This is a genomic window from Archangium primigenium (assembly GCF_016904885.1).
In the GTDB taxonomy this organism is placed as follows: Bacteria; Myxococcota; Myxococcia; order Myxococcales; family Myxococcaceae; genus Cystobacter; species Cystobacter primigenius.
In genome coordinates this window covers 5885217-5902609 of record NZ_JADWYI010000001.1, presented here as the reverse complement: position 1 = coordinate 5902609, position 17393 = coordinate 5885217, and the positions used below count along the sequence as shown (strand labels likewise).

At 69.7% G+C, this 17393-nt stretch carries 12 protein-coding genes; 3 read left to right on the top strand and 9 right to left on the bottom strand.

Annotated features, from left to right (window positions below; all coding sequences use genetic code 11):
• Positions 1-12: 12 nt before the first annotated feature.
• The 3 genes from I3V78_RS24145 to I3V78_RS24135 all read right to left on the bottom strand — a co-directional run bounded on the left by I3V78_RS24145 (position 13) and on the right by I3V78_RS24135 (position 5096).
• Positions 13-1563 carry a hypothetical protein gene (locus I3V78_RS24145; RefSeq protein ID WP_204490797.1) on the bottom strand — a complete coding sequence of 517 codons (1551 nt, stop codon included), beginning with the start codon at positions 1561-1563 and terminating at the stop codon, positions 13-15.
• A gap of 876 nt (positions 1564-2439) precedes the next feature.
• Positions 2440-4167: an invertase recombinase-like protein gene (locus I3V78_RS24140; RefSeq protein ID WP_204490796.1), complete on the bottom strand. Its 1728-nt coding sequence runs from the start codon at positions 4165-4167 to the stop codon at positions 2440-2442.
• A 197-nt stretch (positions 4168-4364) separates the two neighbouring features.
• Positions 4365-5096 (bottom strand): alpha/beta hydrolase family protein, encoded by a 732-nt coding sequence (locus tag I3V78_RS24135; protein ID WP_204490795.1) that lies wholly within the window; start codon positions 5094-5096, stop codon positions 4365-4367.
• A 56-nt stretch (positions 5097-5152) separates the two neighbouring features.
• On the opposite strand from I3V78_RS24135, the gene I3V78_RS24130 reads away from it, so the two are divergent.
• Positions 5153-6214, top strand: a complete 1062-nt coding sequence (locus tag I3V78_RS24130; RefSeq protein ID WP_204490794.1) for an isopenicillin N synthase family dioxygenase — start codon at positions 5153-5155, stop codon at positions 6212-6214.
• A gap of 57 nt (positions 6215-6271) precedes the next feature.
• Here the strand turns inward: I3V78_RS24130 and I3V78_RS24125 are convergent, their stop codons facing one another.
• From I3V78_RS24125 to I3V78_RS24110, 4 genes are all read right to left on the bottom strand, one after another.
• Complete coding sequence (locus I3V78_RS24125; protein ID WP_204490793.1) at positions 6272-7750, bottom strand: Ig-like domain-containing protein; 1479 nt, start codon at positions 7748-7750, stop codon at positions 6272-6274.
• 65 nt (positions 7751-7815) lie between these two features.
• Complete coding sequence (locus I3V78_RS24120; protein ID WP_204490792.1) at positions 7816-9873, bottom strand: prolyl oligopeptidase family serine peptidase; 2058 nt, start codon at positions 9871-9873, stop codon at positions 7816-7818.
• Positions 9870-10499, bottom strand: a complete 630-nt coding sequence (locus I3V78_RS24115) for a TetR/AcrR family transcriptional regulator (protein ID WP_204490791.1) — start codon at positions 10497-10499, stop codon at positions 9870-9872. The genes I3V78_RS24120 and I3V78_RS24115 overlap by 4 nt, the downstream gene beginning before the upstream one ends.
• A 101-nt stretch (positions 10500-10600) precedes the next feature.
• A complete protein-coding gene (locus tag I3V78_RS24110; protein WP_204490790.1) occupies positions 10601-11020 on the bottom strand; it encodes a hypothetical protein in 420 nt (139 codons plus the stop codon).
• A gap of 187 nt (positions 11021-11207) precedes the next feature.
• On the opposite strand from I3V78_RS24110, the gene I3V78_RS24105 reads away from it, so the two are divergent.
• Both I3V78_RS24105 and I3V78_RS24100 read left to right on the top strand, forming a co-directional pair.
• Positions 11208-15209, top strand: a complete 4002-nt coding sequence (locus I3V78_RS24105; protein WP_204490789.1) for a PAS domain S-box protein — start codon at positions 11208-11210, stop codon at positions 15207-15209.
• Between the two features lie 16 nt (positions 15210-15225).
• On the top strand, positions 15226-15831 hold the full coding sequence (locus I3V78_RS24100) for a Crp/Fnr family transcriptional regulator (RefSeq protein WP_204490788.1): 606 nt from the start codon (positions 15226-15228) through the stop codon (positions 15829-15831).
• Here the strand turns inward: I3V78_RS24100 and I3V78_RS24095 are convergent.
• Together I3V78_RS24095 and I3V78_RS24090 are read right to left on the bottom strand one after the other, a co-directional pair.
• A complete protein-coding gene (locus tag I3V78_RS24095; RefSeq protein ID WP_204490787.1) occupies positions 15809-16474 on the bottom strand; it encodes a DUF4386 domain-containing protein in 666 nt (221 codons plus the stop codon). The two genes, I3V78_RS24100 and I3V78_RS24095, sit on opposite strands and share 23 nt — an antisense overlap.
• Positions 16475-16572: 98 nt before the next feature.
• Positions 16573-17313 carry an alpha/beta fold hydrolase gene (locus tag I3V78_RS24090; protein WP_204490786.1) on the bottom strand — a complete coding sequence of 247 codons (741 nt, stop codon included), beginning with the start codon at positions 17311-17313 and terminating at the stop codon, positions 16573-16575.
• Positions 17314-17393: the final 80 nt, after the last annotated feature.

Here is a 17393-nt window from a genome sequence, read left to right as displayed (position 1 = left end):
AGGGAACTGGAGCTACCGCGTCTGCTGGGACGTCTTCACCGGCAGGACGGCGCCGTGGGTGGGAGGGGTATAGGGCTTGGGTTGGGCACGCATCTGCAGCAGCCAGCTGTAGTTGGCACTTCCCGTACGGCCCGCGTTGGCGTCCTTGCCGAAGATGGGAATGCGCTTGCCGTTGCCGTCCAACATCGGTCGACCCTGGACGTCCGTCTTGAAGCCGATGCAGGCGCCCGCGGAGTAGTGGCAGCCCACGCAGCTCTCGGTGCCAAAGGCCAGCTGCGTGTCGCTCACCGTGCCGGACGGCAGCCGGTCATCCTGCTCGAGCGGCCCGGCCTGTTGGTTGCCGTGCTGGAAGAACGTCTCCATGGTGGTGTTGACGAGGTAGGTGGGCACCACCTTGCCCGGCGTCTTGTAGATGATGCTCTCGGGGGCCGAGGAGATGTTGGTGCCAAAGACCATTCCGCCTGGGAAGGCCGGAAAGGAGGGCTCGGTGGGCCACTGGGTGCCGATGAGCTTGTAGTTCTTGAAGACGGAGCCCTGGCTCAGCAGCGCGGCCTGGAACCTGGCGTTGATGGCCTCGGTGCCGCCGGGAACCGGGAGCACCTGGAGCACCTGGGTGGGCGTGTGGGTGAGGTTCTCTGCCCACGTGGTGAGCGGCGCGCCAGCGGCGGTGCGCGCATTCATGGGCGCGAGCTGGTTGACGGGGGCGACGGGCGTCTCGGGATTGTAGAAGTTCGGGCGCCGCGTGCGGCCCTGGCTGTCGAGCTCCAATGGATTGACGTTGACGTTGTCCACGTGCTCGAAGGTGGCCCACACCCAGGTGGGGGAAGACTGGGTGCGCACGGCGATGTGCATGCCCACCAGGCCCATCATCTCGGTCGTCACGCGGCCGGCCTTCTGCACCCCGTCCGGGCCGGCGTCGTAATGGATGACCTGCCCCTGGCGCACGAAGAAGCGGCTGGGGTCGTCAGCGCCCGTCAGCTGCTTCCAGGCCAGCTTGATTTCCATCGAGCCGGGCCCGTTCTTGCCATCGTTGGCAGGGAAGTCGATGGGGTTCCTGGCCGTGTAGACGATCTGGCCGTCCAGGTTGTACAGCTCGTTCTGGTAGAGGTAGTCGAACTCCGTCTTGTTGAGCAGGACCTCGTAGCGGACCCAGTTGCCATGGAGGTCCACCAGCGGGCCGGAGAAGGCCTGGAAGCTCTCATTGAGCAGGGACGTGTCATTGGCGGCCTTGCGACTGCCGAGGCTCGTCATCCACAGCCGGCGCGTGGGGGCCTCGCGGCGCTGCACCAGGGGGGCGAGCTTCTTGGCGGTGCTCGCCCAAGGCTCCGGTTGGACGCCATCCGGAAGGAACACGCTGCTGCTCTCCCGGAAGAACTCCCAGACCCGGGCCTTCTCGGGGTTGTCCGTCTGCACGCTGGCGTCCGGGTTCCCGTCGGCGTCGGCGGGCGAGTTCAAGGCCAGGAAGTTCTCCCAGGCGAAGGTGTCGAACAGGGCCTGGGCCTGGGCGATCTGTCCCTTGGCTACGAGCTGCCGCACGAGCGACGAATCCACGTCGTAAGGCATGGGGGAAGCAATCGAGCCGCCAGGCGGGGTGAGCGGCTTCTGGGTGACGGGAGGCAAGGCCCTGCCGATGGGCTGCGGCGCGGCGGCCTGCACGCGCGCTCCGGTGAGTGCTCCGCAAAGACCGATGATGAGACCAACGCGCCCCAGGTTCCTGCCGAGGCCGAACCACGCGGGAGAACGAGCAAGAGTCCAATTCATTGGAGACAGACTTTGGGTTTGGAGGGTTATGGACGAACGAAGCCTCCTCCCCCCTCGCGAGGAAGGCTTCGTTGAAATGGCGTGACAGGTTGGGATCCGCTTGTCAGGGAATCCGCACCCAGTGTCCTATAGGGAACATACAAGATTTCGCCAGCGATGTGAATGATTGAGCCCTGAAGCGCGGCGAATGCAGGCGCGGCGCCGAGCGCACGGCCTTCCCTCGCAACCCTTGATGGTTGACATGTCAATTTGTTGCACTGACGTGTCAGCCCCCCTGGGGGCGTCCCTACGCCGACACGGGTGCCCCCAGGTACAGGCCCAGCATGTGGCACGCACCGGGGTGGACATGGACAAGAGAACGCGAGCGGGAACTCGTCATGGGAGGATTGACGAGACGACGCTCGACCCACCGACTTCCGTCACCAGATTCCGCACTTCCCCCCGAAGAACCGGAAGGCGCACCAGGCACAGCGCAAGGCGGATGTGGGGAGGCTTGGAGGGCACTTCACGTAGCAGCGCGTGGTGTGTCCCTCGCGCTTGCTCGGCGCCTGACTCATCGCGGCCTGCTCAACCCCCAGGCGCTCGCCTGCGCGCTCTGCGGGGGGGGCACGTCGACGACGGCGACCACTGAAGCCACGGGAGGGGCACCGAGGCGCGGTGCCCCTCCCGCGGGCCTGCTCAGTCCTTCGTGCAGACCACGTCGTCCACCTGGAGGTGGTCGCGGTCCGCCACGCTGCGGCCGGGGTAGAAGAACAGGCGCCAGTCGCGCACGTTGCCGGTGAAGCGGAAGAACACCGGCTCCCAGGCATCGCTGTCCACCGTGAGGAAGTCCGTCTGCGGGCTCCAGCCGGCGCTCGAGTAGATGCGGTGGCGGATGGTGCCGTGGCCCCTCACCCGGTACGAGCAGGAGTAGTTGCCCGTCGGCACGTTGAACTTCTGGAGCGTGAAGCGCTCCGCGGTCTGGATGGGGACGACGAACTGGAGCGCCCGCGAGCCTCCGTGCACCACCTTCGTGTAGGGCACCAGGCGCGAGGGCTTGATCTCCGAGCCCGGATCCGAGACGCCGTTGTCCAGCCCGTACCAGTAGTCGGGAATGTACGGGGTGCCGTAGTACGGGATGGGCGTGTTGCTCCAGTTCTCGAAGCCGCCGTTGCGGATGATGTTCGCGGAGTGCTCGGCGGAGACACAGCGACGGGTCGCCGGGTCGCAGGCGGGCAGCTCGCCGCGGCAGTCGTAGGTGGTGAAGCAGGCGCCAGGGGACAGCTCGCACACGCCCGACGTGGGGTTGCAGCTCGTCGCCGGGTTGTTGCAGACGACGCCCGCGCACGGGTCGCCTTCCACGCAGGCGTGCGAGGCGGTGTCACAGACAGGCGTCTGCGGCGTGCCGGCGCAATCCGCGTGGCGCACGCAGCGGTCCGCCGCGGTCACGCACGTGTGGGTCGCATCGCAGCTCTGCCACTCGCTGCACTGGGCGGAGGTGTTGCAGCGGCCGGCCAGCGGCTCACAAGTCGCGGTGGCGTTCACGCAGCGCTGCCAGGACTCGCAGCTGACGGCGTCACACGCCTCGGGCGCGCGGGTGCAGCGCACGTCGTCGACGATCAGGTGCTCGCCCCGGGTGTTGCGGAGGCTGAAGACGAACTCGAAGGTGTCGTAGACGGGGCTGGCCAGGTTGAAGGAGTACGACACCTGGGTCCAGCTCGTGGTCTCGACCGTGGTGTAGCTCGAGTACGAGGAGTAGTCCGTGTCGAAGAAGCCGTTGCGGATCTCACCGGAGCCCCGCACCTGGTAGGTGCAGGCGTAGCGGCCGGCGGGCATGGACTTCGCGACGGTGGTGAAGCGCTTGTGCGTGCCCGTGGCATTGCTCAGCCGGACCGCGTTGAGGCCATGGAAGGGACTCGTCGTCACCTTCTGCACCGCGTCGCTGGTGAGGCTCGACTTGCTGCCCAGCCACTGGACGGGAAGCGCGTCCGGCCACTCCTCGAAGCTCCAGTTGTCGAGGACGCTCATCCCGGCGTCGGAGCCCGCGTCCGGCGTACCGGTGCCCGAATCGGGCGTACCGGTGCCCGAATCGGGCGTACCGGTCCCCGAGTCCGGCGTGCCGGTGCCCGCGTCGGGCGTACCAGTCCCCGAGTCCGGGGTCTCCGTGCCCGAATCCGGCACCTCGGAGCCCGCGTCGGGCGTCTCCATGCCCGAATCCGGCACCTCGGAGCCCGCGTCGGGCGTCTCCGTCCCGGAGTCCGGAGGCTCCGCGCCCGCGTCCGGCACCTCGGTGCCAGCATCCGGCTGCGGCGTGCCCGGGTCCGGTTGTGGCTGGTCGACCGCGGGAGGCCCTTCTGGATCCGTCGAATCACCGCAGGCGGTCAGCAGGACCATCAGCGACGCAAGGCACACTCGAAACAACTTCACAGCAAACCTCCAGCTTCAAAGGAACGAATCCTCCCTAGCATCTCCGATGGACCTGAATTGGTTCAATCTCGGAGGAACGCAAAGTCCCGTTGCTGGAGGCGTCCTTTCGCGCCGACGCAGCCACGTGAAAAGGGCCAAATCAGAACAACCCGCGACGCAGCTGGCGACGGAGAGCCTGGCTGGATGCTTCAGCGGGTTCAGCGGTGGCCCAGGTGGCGTCCGAGGAACGCCAGCGTGCGGTCCCAGCAGTCCTCCCAGTCCTGGGGCCGCATCATGTGGTCCGACTCGGGGTACTCGAGGGAGTCCGCCTGGAGGTCCGGCATCTCCCGGAGGCGCCGGGCGAAGTCCCGCGCCGCCTGGGGGGGCACGACGGTGTCCCGGCCCGCGTTCACCAGCAGCAGCGGGTGGCGCGCGCAGTCCCTCGGCCGGTGGACGGGGGCGTGGTGCATCAGCTCGCGAAGCTCGTCGGTGAGGGGGCCTTCCCGGGGCGCCCAGTCCGGCGAGCCGAGCAGGGACACGGTGGCCCGGATGCGCGGGTCGTCCATGGCCACCGTCAGGGCCGTGTAGGCGCCGAACGAGATGCCCACGAGCCCGATGGGGCCATGGCCCTCGTGCACCAGGTGATCGATGACGCGGGACACGTCCCGGGCGGCCTCGCGCACGGCGTGCAGCAGGCGGGTGTGGAAGTCGGGCGGGCCGAGCCGGTCCATCTCGTCGAGCCAGGCGTCGCGCCGGGCACCGTGGTGGGGCGCGTCCACGCCCACGGCGCTCCAGCCCGCGCGGGCGACGGCGTTCAGCTCCCCGCGCTGGGTCTCGGCATCCGCGCCCAGTCCGTGCAGCACCAGGACGGCCGGAGCCGGTCGGGGCTCGTCGTGCAGCTTGAGCACGGGAATGCGGCCATCCACCAGGAAGCGGTACGTGTCGGGCATGGCCCGAGTCTAGGACGCGAGGCGACGACCGGCACCCCGGGAGTAGACTCCACGGGATGGATGCACTTCCGATTGAGGTCGAGCAGGTCCCCGTCATCGACGTGCGCGCGCTCGTGGACCCGGCGTCGACGCTCGCCGAGCGTCAGGCCGTGGCGGAGCGGATGGGCGCCGCCTGCCGGCGCAACGGCTTCTTCTACGTGGTCGGCCACGGCGTGGACGAGGCGCTCCAGACACGGTTGGAGACCTTGAGCCGCCGCTTCTTCGCACTGCCCGAGGCGCGGAAGCTCGCCATCCGCATGGCCCGGGGCGGGGCCGCCTGGCGGGGCTACTTCCCCGTGGGGGGCGAGCTGACCTCGGGCCGCCCGGACCGCAAGGAGGGCCTCTACTTCGGGACCGAGCTCGGCGCCGAGCACCCGCTCGTGCGCGCGGGCACGCCGCTGCACGGGCCCAACCTCTTTCCCGAGGAGCCCTCCGGCCTGCGCGAGGCCGTGCTGGACTACCTGGCGGCGCTCACCCGCCTGGGCCATGCGCTCATGGAGGGCCTCGCGCTGAGCCTGGGCCTGCGCGCGGATCACTTCCGCGCGGGCGTCATGGCCGAGCCGCTCGTGCTCTTCCGCGTCTTCAACTACCCGCCCGGGCCCGACACCGCCGAGGACGGCAAGCCGGCCTGGGGGGTGGGGGAGCACACCGACTACGGCGTCCTCACCCTCCTCAAGCAGGACGAGGCCGGGGGCCTGCAGGTGAAGTCCCGCGCGGGCGGCGAGGTGCGCTGGATCGACGCGCCGCCGCTGGCGGGCTCGTTCGTCTGCAACATCGGAGACATGCTCGACCGGATGACGCGGGGCGCGTACCGCTCCACGCCCCACCGGGTGCTCAACCGCTCCGGGCGTCACCGGCTGTCCTTGCCTTTCTTCTTCGACCCGGGCTGGACCGCGGAGATCCACCCGCTGGAGGCCCCCGCGATTCGTCAGGCCCAGGCGATCGAGGACGCCCACGAGCGGTGGGATCTCCGGAGCGTCCACGGCGTCCAGGGCACGTATGGGGAGTACCTGCTCGGCAAGGTGGGCCAGGTCTTCCCCTCGCTGCGCTCCGAGGTGCTCACGGACGGCCCGGCCTGACCGTCCGCTCCGCATCGTCGTCTGCGTTTCCGATTCGTGCGTCCCCCTGTCGATGGGCTACGGCGCGGGCATCCAGGCCAGGCCCAGGTTCCTGCTGGTGGTCGCGTTCAGGGTCTGGATGTCGCCGCCGTCGGCCAGCTGGGCGCTCCGGATCGCTTGCCCCAGCCAATCCGCCCAATACAGCCGCCCGGCCGTGGCATCGAGGGCAATCCCATGCACCGTGGTCTGGCCGGTCACCAGCGCGGTGACATTGGAGCCGTCCAGGTTGGCGGCATAGAGACTGTTGCCGCGGGTCGAGAAGTACACCTTCCCGCCGCTCGAATCGACCGCCAGGCCCACGCCCAGTCCGCCCAGGTTCGACGCAACGGTCTCCAGCTGGGTCCCATCGAGATTGAATCGAACGAGCCGGGTGTTGTTGTAGGTAATGACATACACCTTGCCGCGTGGGACATCGAACGCGATGGCGGACGGGCTGTCGATGCCCCCGACGATCTGCGTGGGATTGCTCCCGTCCAGCTCGGCGCGCATGACCCGCTTCCCGTTGAAGTCGGACCAGTACAGCTTGCGGTTCGTCGAATCGACGGCAATCCCGGAGGGATAGCCTCCGTTCGCCACGACCTCGACCAGGTTGGCCCCCTCACCGTCCACGCGAACGAGGGCACTGCCGTTGCTGTAGAAGAGGGTCTGGGTGACCGGGTCGGTGGCGATGGAACTCGCCCCGCTGATGCCGGTCTTGAGCTCCACCGCGCTCTTGCCGTTCACCCCCACCCGCCACAGCGAGCCGGCGGCCGTCATCCAGTAGAGGCGCGCGACGCCGGTGACGTCGACCGCGAAGGTGGTGGTGGTGATGGCGGTGCCGTCACTCACCGAGAGGGTGATGGTGGTGGTGCCGCGGGTGTTGGCGGCGGAGAGGATGTTGAGCGTGCGGTTGGCGCCGGAACCGCCGAGGACGAGATGGCCGGGGTCGTTGGGCACCACGCTGGTATTGGAGGACGTCGCGGTGACCGTGAGGCTGTCGGCGGCGGTCTCCACGTCGCCCACGGTGAAGCTCAGCTCTCCGGTCGCGTCGCCCGAGGGGACGCGCTGATCGGCCACCGAGGAGAGGGCGGGGACGTCATTCACGGGCGTGATGGTGAGGGTCACCGTGGCCTGGGCGCTCAGGCCCGCGCTATCGGTGACGCGGAAGGTGAGGGCATCTTCGCCGTGGTAGTCGGCGCCGGGGGTGTAGGTGACGACGCCCTCGGCGCTGAGCACACCCAGCGTGCCGTGGTCCGGCGCATCGACAATGCGGAATGCGAGCGCCCCACTGCCACTGGCCGTCAGGCGCACCTCGAGGGGGGTGTCTTCCGCCGTCTCGAGGGCGGCGTTCTGGGCCACCGGCGGGACGGGGTCCGGCGGGGCCTCGATCGGCGGGGTGGGGGTCGGCGGTGCGCCGTCGCCACACGCGGCGAGGGTGCTGACCACCAGTCCAAGCACCAGTCCGGCGCGCAATGCGGCGGCGGGCACCGCGAGCCACCTCGAAAGCAAATCTGACATGAACCTTCCTCTGGGTACGCCTGACCTCGGCGATGGAACCGAGGAATACTACCGGATGCGCCGGTTCAGTCCGCCGCTTCGACGGCCAGCCCCGTCCAGCGCGCGGCGAACGCCCACAGGTCGGCGAGCTCATCGAGCGCCTTGCCGATCGGCTTTCCGGCACCGTGTCCGGCCCGCGTGTCGACCCGGAGCAGGCGCGGTCGATCCCCGAGGTCGGCGGATTGCAGTGCCGCGACATATTTGAAGCTGTGGGCGGGCACGACGCGGTCGTCCGTGTCGGCCGTCGTGACCAGGAGGGCCGGGTAGGCGCGCCCCGAGCGGATCGTGTGATAGGGCGAGTAGGACAACAGGTTGCGGAAATCGGCCTCCTTCTCCGGGTCTCCGTAGTCCCCGATCCAGAACTGCCCGTTCGTGAAGCGGGCGAAGCGCAGCATGTCCAGCACACCGACGCCGGGCAGCGCCGCGGCGAAGAGCTCTGGTCGCTGGTTGACCACGGCGGCGACCAGCAGCCCGCCATTGGATTCGCCCTGGATCGCGAGGCCCTCCGCGGAGGCGATGCCTTCGCGCTTCAGATACTCGGCGGCGGCGATGAAGTCGTCGAACACGTTCTGCTTGTTCGCCAGCCGCCCCGCGTCATGCCAGGCCTTCCCGTATTCCCCGCCGCCGCGCAGGTTGGCGACGGCGTAGACGCCGCCCGCTTCGACCCAGGCGAGCACGGCGGGTGAGTAGTAGGGGACCATGCTGATGCCATAGCCGCCATAGCCGTAGAGCAGGGTGGGGGCCGGCGTCTGGAGGTCCGCGCGACGCACGACGAACATCGGAACGCGGGTGCCGTCCTTCGAGGCGTAGAAGCGCTGCTCGACCACGATGCGCTCGAGATCGATCGCGACCTCGGGCCGGTCCCAGATCGTGAGGAGACGGCGCGCGACGGCGTAGCGGTAGATCGTGGTCGGTGCGTTGTGTCCGGTGAAGACGAAGAAGGCCTCGTCGTCATCGGGGCGTCCACGAAAGCCGCCGGCGGTGCCGAGGCCCGGAAGCGCGACCGTCCCATCGGGCGTGCCATCGAGCCGGTGGCGTCGGATCTCGGTCTTGGCGTCGACGAGGTAGGTGACCAGCAAATGGCCGCCGAGCAGGGCCGCGTCGTTCAACGTCCCGTCCTCGCGCTCGGCGATGAGCTCGACGAAGCGCGGCTCGGTCGCGGCGAGGTCGAGCGTGACGATCTTGCCGCGCTCCGCCCCGTCGTCCGTCGCCAGGAAGAGCCGGGTGCCCTGATTGCCGACCACGGACCAGTTGTGGTCGTACGCCTGGATGAGGGGGCGCGGCGTCCAGTTGGGGTCTTGCAAGTCGATGATCGCCAGCGCGTTGCCGCCCGCTCCCGGTGTCGAGGCGATGACGGCGTACCGCCCGTCCGGCGTCACGCTGACCGTCTGGATGAGCAGCTGCCCGGTCGGCGGTGCCCGCACGAGCCGGTCCTCGGCCTGCGAGGTGCCGAGCACATGGAAATAGATGGAGTGGTCGGTCACCGGCGCGTCGAAGACATTCCCCTCGGGAGGCGCGGGAAAGCGGGCGTAGAAGAAACCGGACCCGTCCCGCGCCCACGCGAGGGTGGTGAAGCGCGCCCAGGCGAGCACGTCCGGGAGGGTGTCTCCGCTCTCGACGTCGAGGACGCGGATCGTCCGCCAGTCCGACCCGGCCTCCTGGGTGGCGAAGGCCAGGGAGCGCCCGTCCGCGCTGACCGCCCATTCCGCCAGGGCCGTCGCCCCGTCGTCGGACCACGGGTTCGGGTCGAGCAGGACGCGGTCCGCGCCGTGGGGCCCCTCGCGCACGAGGAGCACCGCCTGGTTCTCGAGGCCGGGGTTGCGGGTGAAGAAGTAGCGCTCGCCGCGCTTCTCGGGGGCGGTGAGGCGCGCGTGATCGAAGAGTTCCGCCAGCCGCCGCCGGAAGTGGTCGCGCCCTGGCAGCCGGGCCAGGTACGCCCGCGCCAGCGCGTCCTGCGCGCGGACCCAGTCGGCCACCTCCACGTGTCCGCGGGCATCGCCTTCGAGCCACCGGTAGGGATCGACGACCGCGGTGCCGAAGTGCTCCTCCACGGTGTCGGTGCGTCGGGTGTCGGGGTAGATCATCGGGGGCTCCTCTTGGCGACGGGATCGCAGATGGGCAGGGTGGCCACGGCGCGAATGGCCGCCGCCATCCGGTCGCAGACCTCGTGATGTTCGAAATGGCGGCCGTGGGTGAAGGTGGCGGTGCAGAGGTCTTCGTCGACGACGCGCATGGCGGCCATCGCCGCGGCCGCGCACAGCTTGACGTCGAAGTCCGCGCGATCGCGTCCGGCACGCGCCGCGATGACCTCGATGAGCTGGTCCTCGGCGTGCGCGCTCGCCATCAGGTAGGCCGAGCGGAGCGCCGGTTCGGTCTTCAACAGGGAGATCAGACGCGCCACGGCGACACCGTCGTGAAGCTCCTGCTCGGTCTTGAGCAGGCCGCCCAGCGTGTCGCGCAGGTAGCCCTCGAGCGAGACGTCCCGCGGCCAGGCCCGCAGGAACTCCACGAAGCGCAGCCCTGTGATCAGGAAGAGCGGCTCGACGCAGGCTTCCTTCGACCGGAAGTACCTCCAGACCGTTCGCTTGGAGAGACCGGACGCGGCGGCGATCGCATCGCCACTCGTCTTCTCGACGCCATCTCTCCAGAACAGCGCGGCGGCATGACGCGCCACGGCAAGCCGTGCCTGCTCGATCTTCGAGGGATCCATCCCCGACTCCTGTCACTGAGTGCCATCCCTGATTTGGCACTGAGTGACAGAAACGTCAAGGTTTGGCCTGAAGGCGTTCGGACGGGGCAGGGGTCCTCGTCTCAGCGGTCTCCCGTACGGCGGACCTTCCGGACGTTCTTCTCCGTCTTCTTGGGTGTGCGCGGCGTGGGACCCGCGGACTGCTTGCGTGCTGGGGCGCGCTCGTCCAAACGCCGAAACGCCTGGCGCAGGGTCTGAAGCCGGCCCTCGCGCTCGGTGAGGGTCTGCCTGGCGAGCTCGCCATCCTCCAGCCGCACGGCCTGGTGGAGCGCGTCCAGCCTGTGTTCGCCCTCGGTGAGGGCCCGCCTGGCGGCCTCGAGGTGGCGGGTGCGCTCCTCTTCCTTCGTGGCCATACCCGCCAGATCGAGCAGCAGCGTCAGCGCCAGGAGATCACTGGCCAGCGCGTGCGCGAGTGCGCGCCATCGAGGCGGCTCGGTGGACGGAGCGGCCGTGGGAGTACGTGTCTTTCTGCGAGTTGCCACCGGGGCTCCCTACCGACTCCCCCGGGCCGTTTCAATCGTCCCCCTGGGACACGCCCCGAAGCGCTGACGGTCCGACGGTGGCGAAAGGGAACGGGCCGCTCGTTCGTCCGGTACTGGTCGCAAACACCGCCCGCGAGCGTCCCTTGGCACGTGCCTTGGTCCCGCCTGACCTCTAAGTTATCGGCGCATGGATGCACAGACATCGCCGGGCGGACTCGATCTGGCGGCCGTGATCGCCGCGCTTCCCGATGCCACGGCCGTGCTCTCGGCCGACCCGCCGTGCTTCACGGTCCTGGCGGCGAGCGACTCGTTCCTGTCCCTCGCCCAACGCCCGCGCGAGGCCGTGGTCGGCCAGCCCCTGGCGGAGGTGTTCCCGAACGCGGGCCCAGAGGCGCCTCGCGAGGGCCGCCTGCAGGGCCTGCTGGCGTCGGTCGAGGCAGCCGTGCGGACGGGCGTGACGCAGCGGATGGACCCGCGGCGCCACGGCCTGCCGCGCCCCGACGGCACGTGGGAGGTCCGCACTTGGGATGTCGTGAACGTCCCCGTGCCCGGGCCCGACGGCGCCGTTCGCCACGTGCTGCACCAGCTCACGGACGTCACGGCGCGGGTCCACGACGAGGCCGTGGCGGCCCGGACGGCGCTGCGCGCGAGCGAGGAGAAGTACCGCGCGCTCTTCAACGAGATGGACGAGGCGTACGCGGTGGTCGAGGTCATGGCCGACGCGAGCGGGCGCTGGACGGACTTTCTCTTCCTCGAGGTGAATCCCGCGTTCATGCGGCACACCGGGATGCCGTACCCCGTCGGGCGCACGGCGACCCAGCTGTTGGGCACCCCGAACCCGCGGTGGGCCGAACTCTACGGGCGGGCCGCGGAGACGGGCGAGTCGATCCGGTTGGAGGAGGCCGAGTTCACGCTCGGTCGCCTCTTCGACCTCAACATCTTCCGCCTCGGCGGCGAGGGCAGCCGCCGGGTCGCGGTGCGCTTCACGGACATCACCGAGCGGCGGCGCACGGAGGACACGGTGCGCGAGAGCGAACGCCGCTTCCGGCTGCTCTTCGAGAACATGGGGGAGGGGTTCGCGCTCGCCGAGATGATCTGGGACGCGGACGGCCGTCCCGCCGACTGGCGCTACCTGGAGGTGAACGACGCCTGGGCCCAGACCGGCGTCCCGGTGAGTCAGACCCTCGGGAAGACGGCCCGCGAGGTCAACCCGGAGATCGAGCCCGACTGGCTCGAGACCTACGGGCGCGTGGTCCAGACCGGCCGCCCCGTCGCCTACGAGCGCTACGCGAAGGGCTTTGGCAAGTGGTTCGATACCGTCGCGTTCAAGCACTCCGAGAACCGCTTCGGCCTGATCTTCCGCGACGTGACCGAGCGCAAACAGGCCGAGGCGGAGCGGCGCGCGAGCGCGGAGCGGCAGGCCTTCGTGTTCAAGCTCGGCGACGCGCTGCGCCCGCTCTCGAGCGCGACCGAGATCACCCAGGCTGCGGCGCGGGTCCTGGGCGAACACCTCGGCGTCAACCGCGCGTTCTACGCCGAGGTCGATGGGGACGACTGGCGGGTCGAGGACGCGTACGAGCACGAGATCGAGCCCCAGGCGCGAGGTCGGCATCCGCTGGCGCGGTTCGGCCAGTGGATCGTCGACACGCTCCGGGCCGGCGAGCGCCTCGTCATCCGCGACCTGGAGACCGACGCTCGCTTCACCCCAGCGCAGCGGGCGGCCCACGATGCCTACCAGATCCTCGGCGCCGCGGCCGTGCCGCTCGTCAAGGAGGGGGAACTGGTCGCCATCCTGGTCGTCCATACCACCACCCCGCACGACTGGAGCGAACACGAGCTGGCGCTGATCGAGGAGACGGCCGAGCGGACCTGGGCGGCCGTCGGGCGCGCGCGGATCGAGGCGGCCCTGCGCGCCTCGGAGGCCCGGTACCGGACGCTGTTCCAGTCGATGGACGAGGGGTTCGTCATCGCCGACGTGCTCTACGACGCGGAGGGCCGAGCGGAGGACGTGCTCTACCTCGAGGGCAATCCCGCCGCGTCACGGCTGACGGGCATTCCCGACTTCCTCGGACGTCGGTTGCGCGATGTGATCCCCGGGGTGGAGCCGTACTGGCTGGAGCTCTACGACCGTGTCGCCCGCACGGGCGTGGCCGTGCGCAGGGAGCGCTGCCTGGAGGAGCCGCACGGGCGCTGGTACGACTTCCACATCTCCCGCACGGCCGCCGGGGCGCCCGACGGCACCGGAGACGGGCCCCGCCGTGTCGCCGTCGTCTTCCAGGAAATCACCGCGCGCAAGCGCGCCGAGCAAGCGGTGCGGGACAACGAGGAGCGCCTGAGCCGTGCGCTCTCCATCCCCACCGTCGGCGTCCTGTTCTTCCGGCTGGATGGCACCCTGGTCGACGCGAATGCCGCGCTCGAACAGATGATCGGCTACACGCCGGAGGAGCTGCGGGGCCTGGAGGACTGGTCGGTCCTCACGCCCCCCGAGTTCATGGGGGTGAACGCGCGTGCCGAGCGCGAGCTGGCCGAGCGGGGAGGAAGCGCTCCGTACGAGAAGCAATGGATTCGCAAGGATGGCTCGCGGATGTGGGGACTGTTCGCGCCCACGCGCCTGAAGGGCAGCGGCCAGGAGTCCGAGTGCGTCGAGTTCATCATCGACATCACGCGGGCCAAGGAGGTCGAGGCGGCCCTGCGCGAGAGCGAAGGGCGCTTCCGCATGGTCGCCGACAACATCGCGCAGCTGTCCTGGACGTGCGACACGCTCGGCAACGTCACCTGGTACAACCAGCGCTGGCTCGACTACACCGGTCTTCCGTTCGAGGACATGAAGGGCCGGAACTGGTCGAAGGTCGTGCACGCCGACCACCTCAAGCGCGTGCTCGCGGGCGTCAAGCATTCCGCCGCGACCGGCGAGCCCTGGGCGGACACGTTTCCGCTGCGCGGCAAGAACGGGCGCTACCGCTGGTTTCTCTCCCGCGCGGTCCCGATCCGCGACGAGCGGGGCGACATCGTGCGCTGGTTCGGCACCAACACCGACGTGACCGACCTGCGCGAGGCGAACCACGCCAAGGACGAGTTCCTCGCGATGCTGGGTCACGAGCTGCGCAACCCCCTGGCGCCCATCGTCTCCACGCTCGAGCTGATGCGCATGGAGGGGGGACGGAAGTTCTCCAAGGAGCGCGAGATGATGGTCCGACAAGCGCGCCACCTCGCGGCCCTGCTCGACGACCTGATGGACGTTTCCCGACTGGCGCGGGGAAAGGTCGAGCTCGCGCGGAGGACCGTCGCGCTCGACGAGCTGGTCGACCGGGCGGTCGAGGCGGCGGGACCGCTCATCGAGCAGCGGCGACACCTGTTGAGTGTCGACGTCGCTCCGGGGCTCTGGGTGTCCGCCGACGAGACGCGAATGGTGCAGGTCATCTCCAACCTGCTGACCAACGCCGCGCATTACACCCCGCCGGGCGGCCACGTGCGGGTCACCGGCCAGCGCGACGGCCGGTCCGTGGTGCTGCGCGTCCGGGATGACGGCGTGGGCATTTCGGAGGAGATCCTCCCCCGCGTGTTCGAGCGTTTTCAGCAGGGCCTGCGGACCCAGGATCGGCCCCAGGGAGGGCTCGGCCTGGGGCTCGCCATCGTGCACAGCCTGGTGCAGCTGCACGGAGGAACCGTGACGGCGGAGAGCGAGGGGCTTGGCAAGGGGAGCGAGTTCGCGGTGCGGCTGCCCAAGGCCCGCGCACCGCGGGCCCCGGCCCCACGGGCCAGGCCCAAGGCGGGAAAGAAGGCCGCGCCCGCGCCGGAGCATCGGCTCCTCGTCGTCGACGACAACCGCGCCATCGCCGACGCCCTGACGCTGCTGCTGACCAAGTCAGGCCACACCGTCGACACGGCGTACGACGGGTTGACGGCGCTCGAGGTGGCCACGCGCTTCCAGCCCACGATCGCCATCCTGGACATCGGGCTTCCCGACATGAGCGGGTACGAGCTGGCCAGGCGACTGCGCAAGCAGAAGGGCTTCTCCAAGGGCAAGCTGGTCGCGTTGACAGGCTACGGCGCCAAGGAGGACCGCTTGTGTGCGAAGCGGGCGGGCTTCGCCGAACACCTCGCCAAGCCGATCGAGTTGAATGACCTGCTCGCCACCCTCGACCGCATCAGCACCGCCTCGGCCCTCAAGGGCACGAGGCGGCGGTAACGGACCCACGACGCCCATGAAACACAAGCTCGTCGACTACTTCCGCCGGCTCGCGCCGCTGTCGGACGAAGAAGCCCAGGCCATCCTGGACAGCATGGTGGTGAAGCGCTGTCCCAAGGGCACCCACCTGCTCATGGCGGGCCAGGTCTGCACCGAGGCCTACTTCGTCCTCCAGGGCTGCATCCGCCAATACCGCGTCGTCGACGGGGAGGAGCGCAGCGACGGGTTCTTCACCGAGGACGATTGGGTCCTCTCGATCCAGAGCATGATGAACCGGACCCCGGCTGAGCACTTCCTGGTCTGTGCGGAGGACACCACGGTGGTGGTCGGCACCGAGCCCCGCGAGCAGGAGCTCTACCGACGCTTCCCGCGCTTCGAGAGCATCTCCCGGATGGCGATGCAGAAGGTCCTGGCGCAACAGCAGGAGCGGTTCGCCGCCTATCTCACCGACAGCCCCGAGCAGCGCTACCTCACGCTCTCGAGGACGCGGCCGGACATCTTCCAGCGCATTCCCCAGTACCAGCTGGCCAGCTACATCGGCGTGACGCCCGAGTCGCTGAGCCGGATCCGCAAGCGCCTCGCCACGCGCGACAAGCCGGCTACCCCGCGACGGAAGGCGTGACCGTCCGGAACCCCTTGGCGATGAGCCAGCCACCGAGGAACAGCTCGAACAGGCCCCCAGGCCCGGACAGGAAGAGGCCCCACGGCAGCCCGAAGAGTTCGAGCACGCACCCGAGCGCCAGCAGCCCGTAGCCCACCGCGCCCACCAGCGGGAGGGCCGAGGGCAGCAGCCGGGAGTGGTACAGCGCCAGGCAGAACGCCACGCTGACGATTCCCAGGAGCAGCATCGCGAGCTGGTACGCCCAGAAGTTCCCCTTGGAGAGCAGCTCGAACAGGAGCACCCCTTCTGGCGTGGGCTGTCCCCGCGTGAGCTCTCCGAGCCGCAGGAGGGACAGCAGGAAGATCGCCCCGACGAGCAGGAGCAGCGCCTCCATCACCCGCGCACAGAGGTACGCGATGGCGATGTTCGGGCCGCGCTCGCGGAGGATCGGAAAGAACAGCGTGCCGATCCCGACGACGGCGATGGAGTTCACCAGGAGCAACAGCACGCCCCCGATGAACGGGGTCCGCTGGGAGGCCACCCCCGCCAGGTGCGCCGGATCCTTCAGGACGGAGGTGACGAGCGCGGTGCCGAGGCCATAGGCGAAGAAGGGAAGGAGAAAGAGGATCCCCAGGGCGCGGGAGTGAAGGCGGGGGATGTTCATCTCGGGGGCTCCAGGACGTTCAACGACGGTGTGGCCTGGAAGGTAGCGAGGGGCGCCCTGGGCGCGCATTGACGAAGGTCAAGAAACGCGAGCCAGGCCTATCCCCGGAGCCAGTCCACCAGTCGTGAGGCGAGCCACTCGGGCTTCTGTAAGGGGATGCCGTGTCCACACCCCTCGACGACGAGCGGCTCGCTTCCCGGCCGTGACGCGGTGAGCACCCGCGCGGAGGCGCGCATGAGGCCCCGCTCCCGCGCTCCGACGAGGACGTGCGCCGCGCCGGGGTAGCGCGCCCAGCCGTCGGGCGGCGTGAAGCGGAGGTTGGCGTCGACGGCGTTCACGAGCGACGCCCGCGTCATCGCCGCCGACGTGCGCAGGTAGTCCTCCCTCAGCGTGTCCGGAATGAAGAGGGCCCGCGCCTGTGCCCGGGCGAAGCCCTCGTGGCGCGCGAGGCCACTCAGGGCGCCGAGCAGCCGCACCGTCGGGCCGGTGAAGGGCAGGGGTTTGGCCTGCGCGCTCACGACGACCACCCGCGCGACGCACCGGGGGGCCTCCGCCGCGAGCAGGACGCTCAACTGCGCGCCGAGCGAGAAGCCCACGACCGTGAGCCCCTCGACGACGCCCCGCGCCGCGAGCACACCGCGCAGCGCCGCCACGGTCGCCGCGTGGGACGTGTACGTCTCGTCCGCGCTGCGATCGTGTCCGGGCAGATCGGGCACGATCGCGCGGCACCGGTCCCCGAGGTGCGCCCGGAGCGGTTCCCACATCCATCCGGCGACGCCACCGCCGTGGAGGAACAGGACGGGCGGCGCTTCGCGCGGGCCGAGGTCGCGAACGAACATGGGCCCAGTCTGCCGCGCGGACGGCCCCGGGGGACGGGCCTTCTCCGATGCCGCCGCACAAATCCACCCGGACCGTGGCG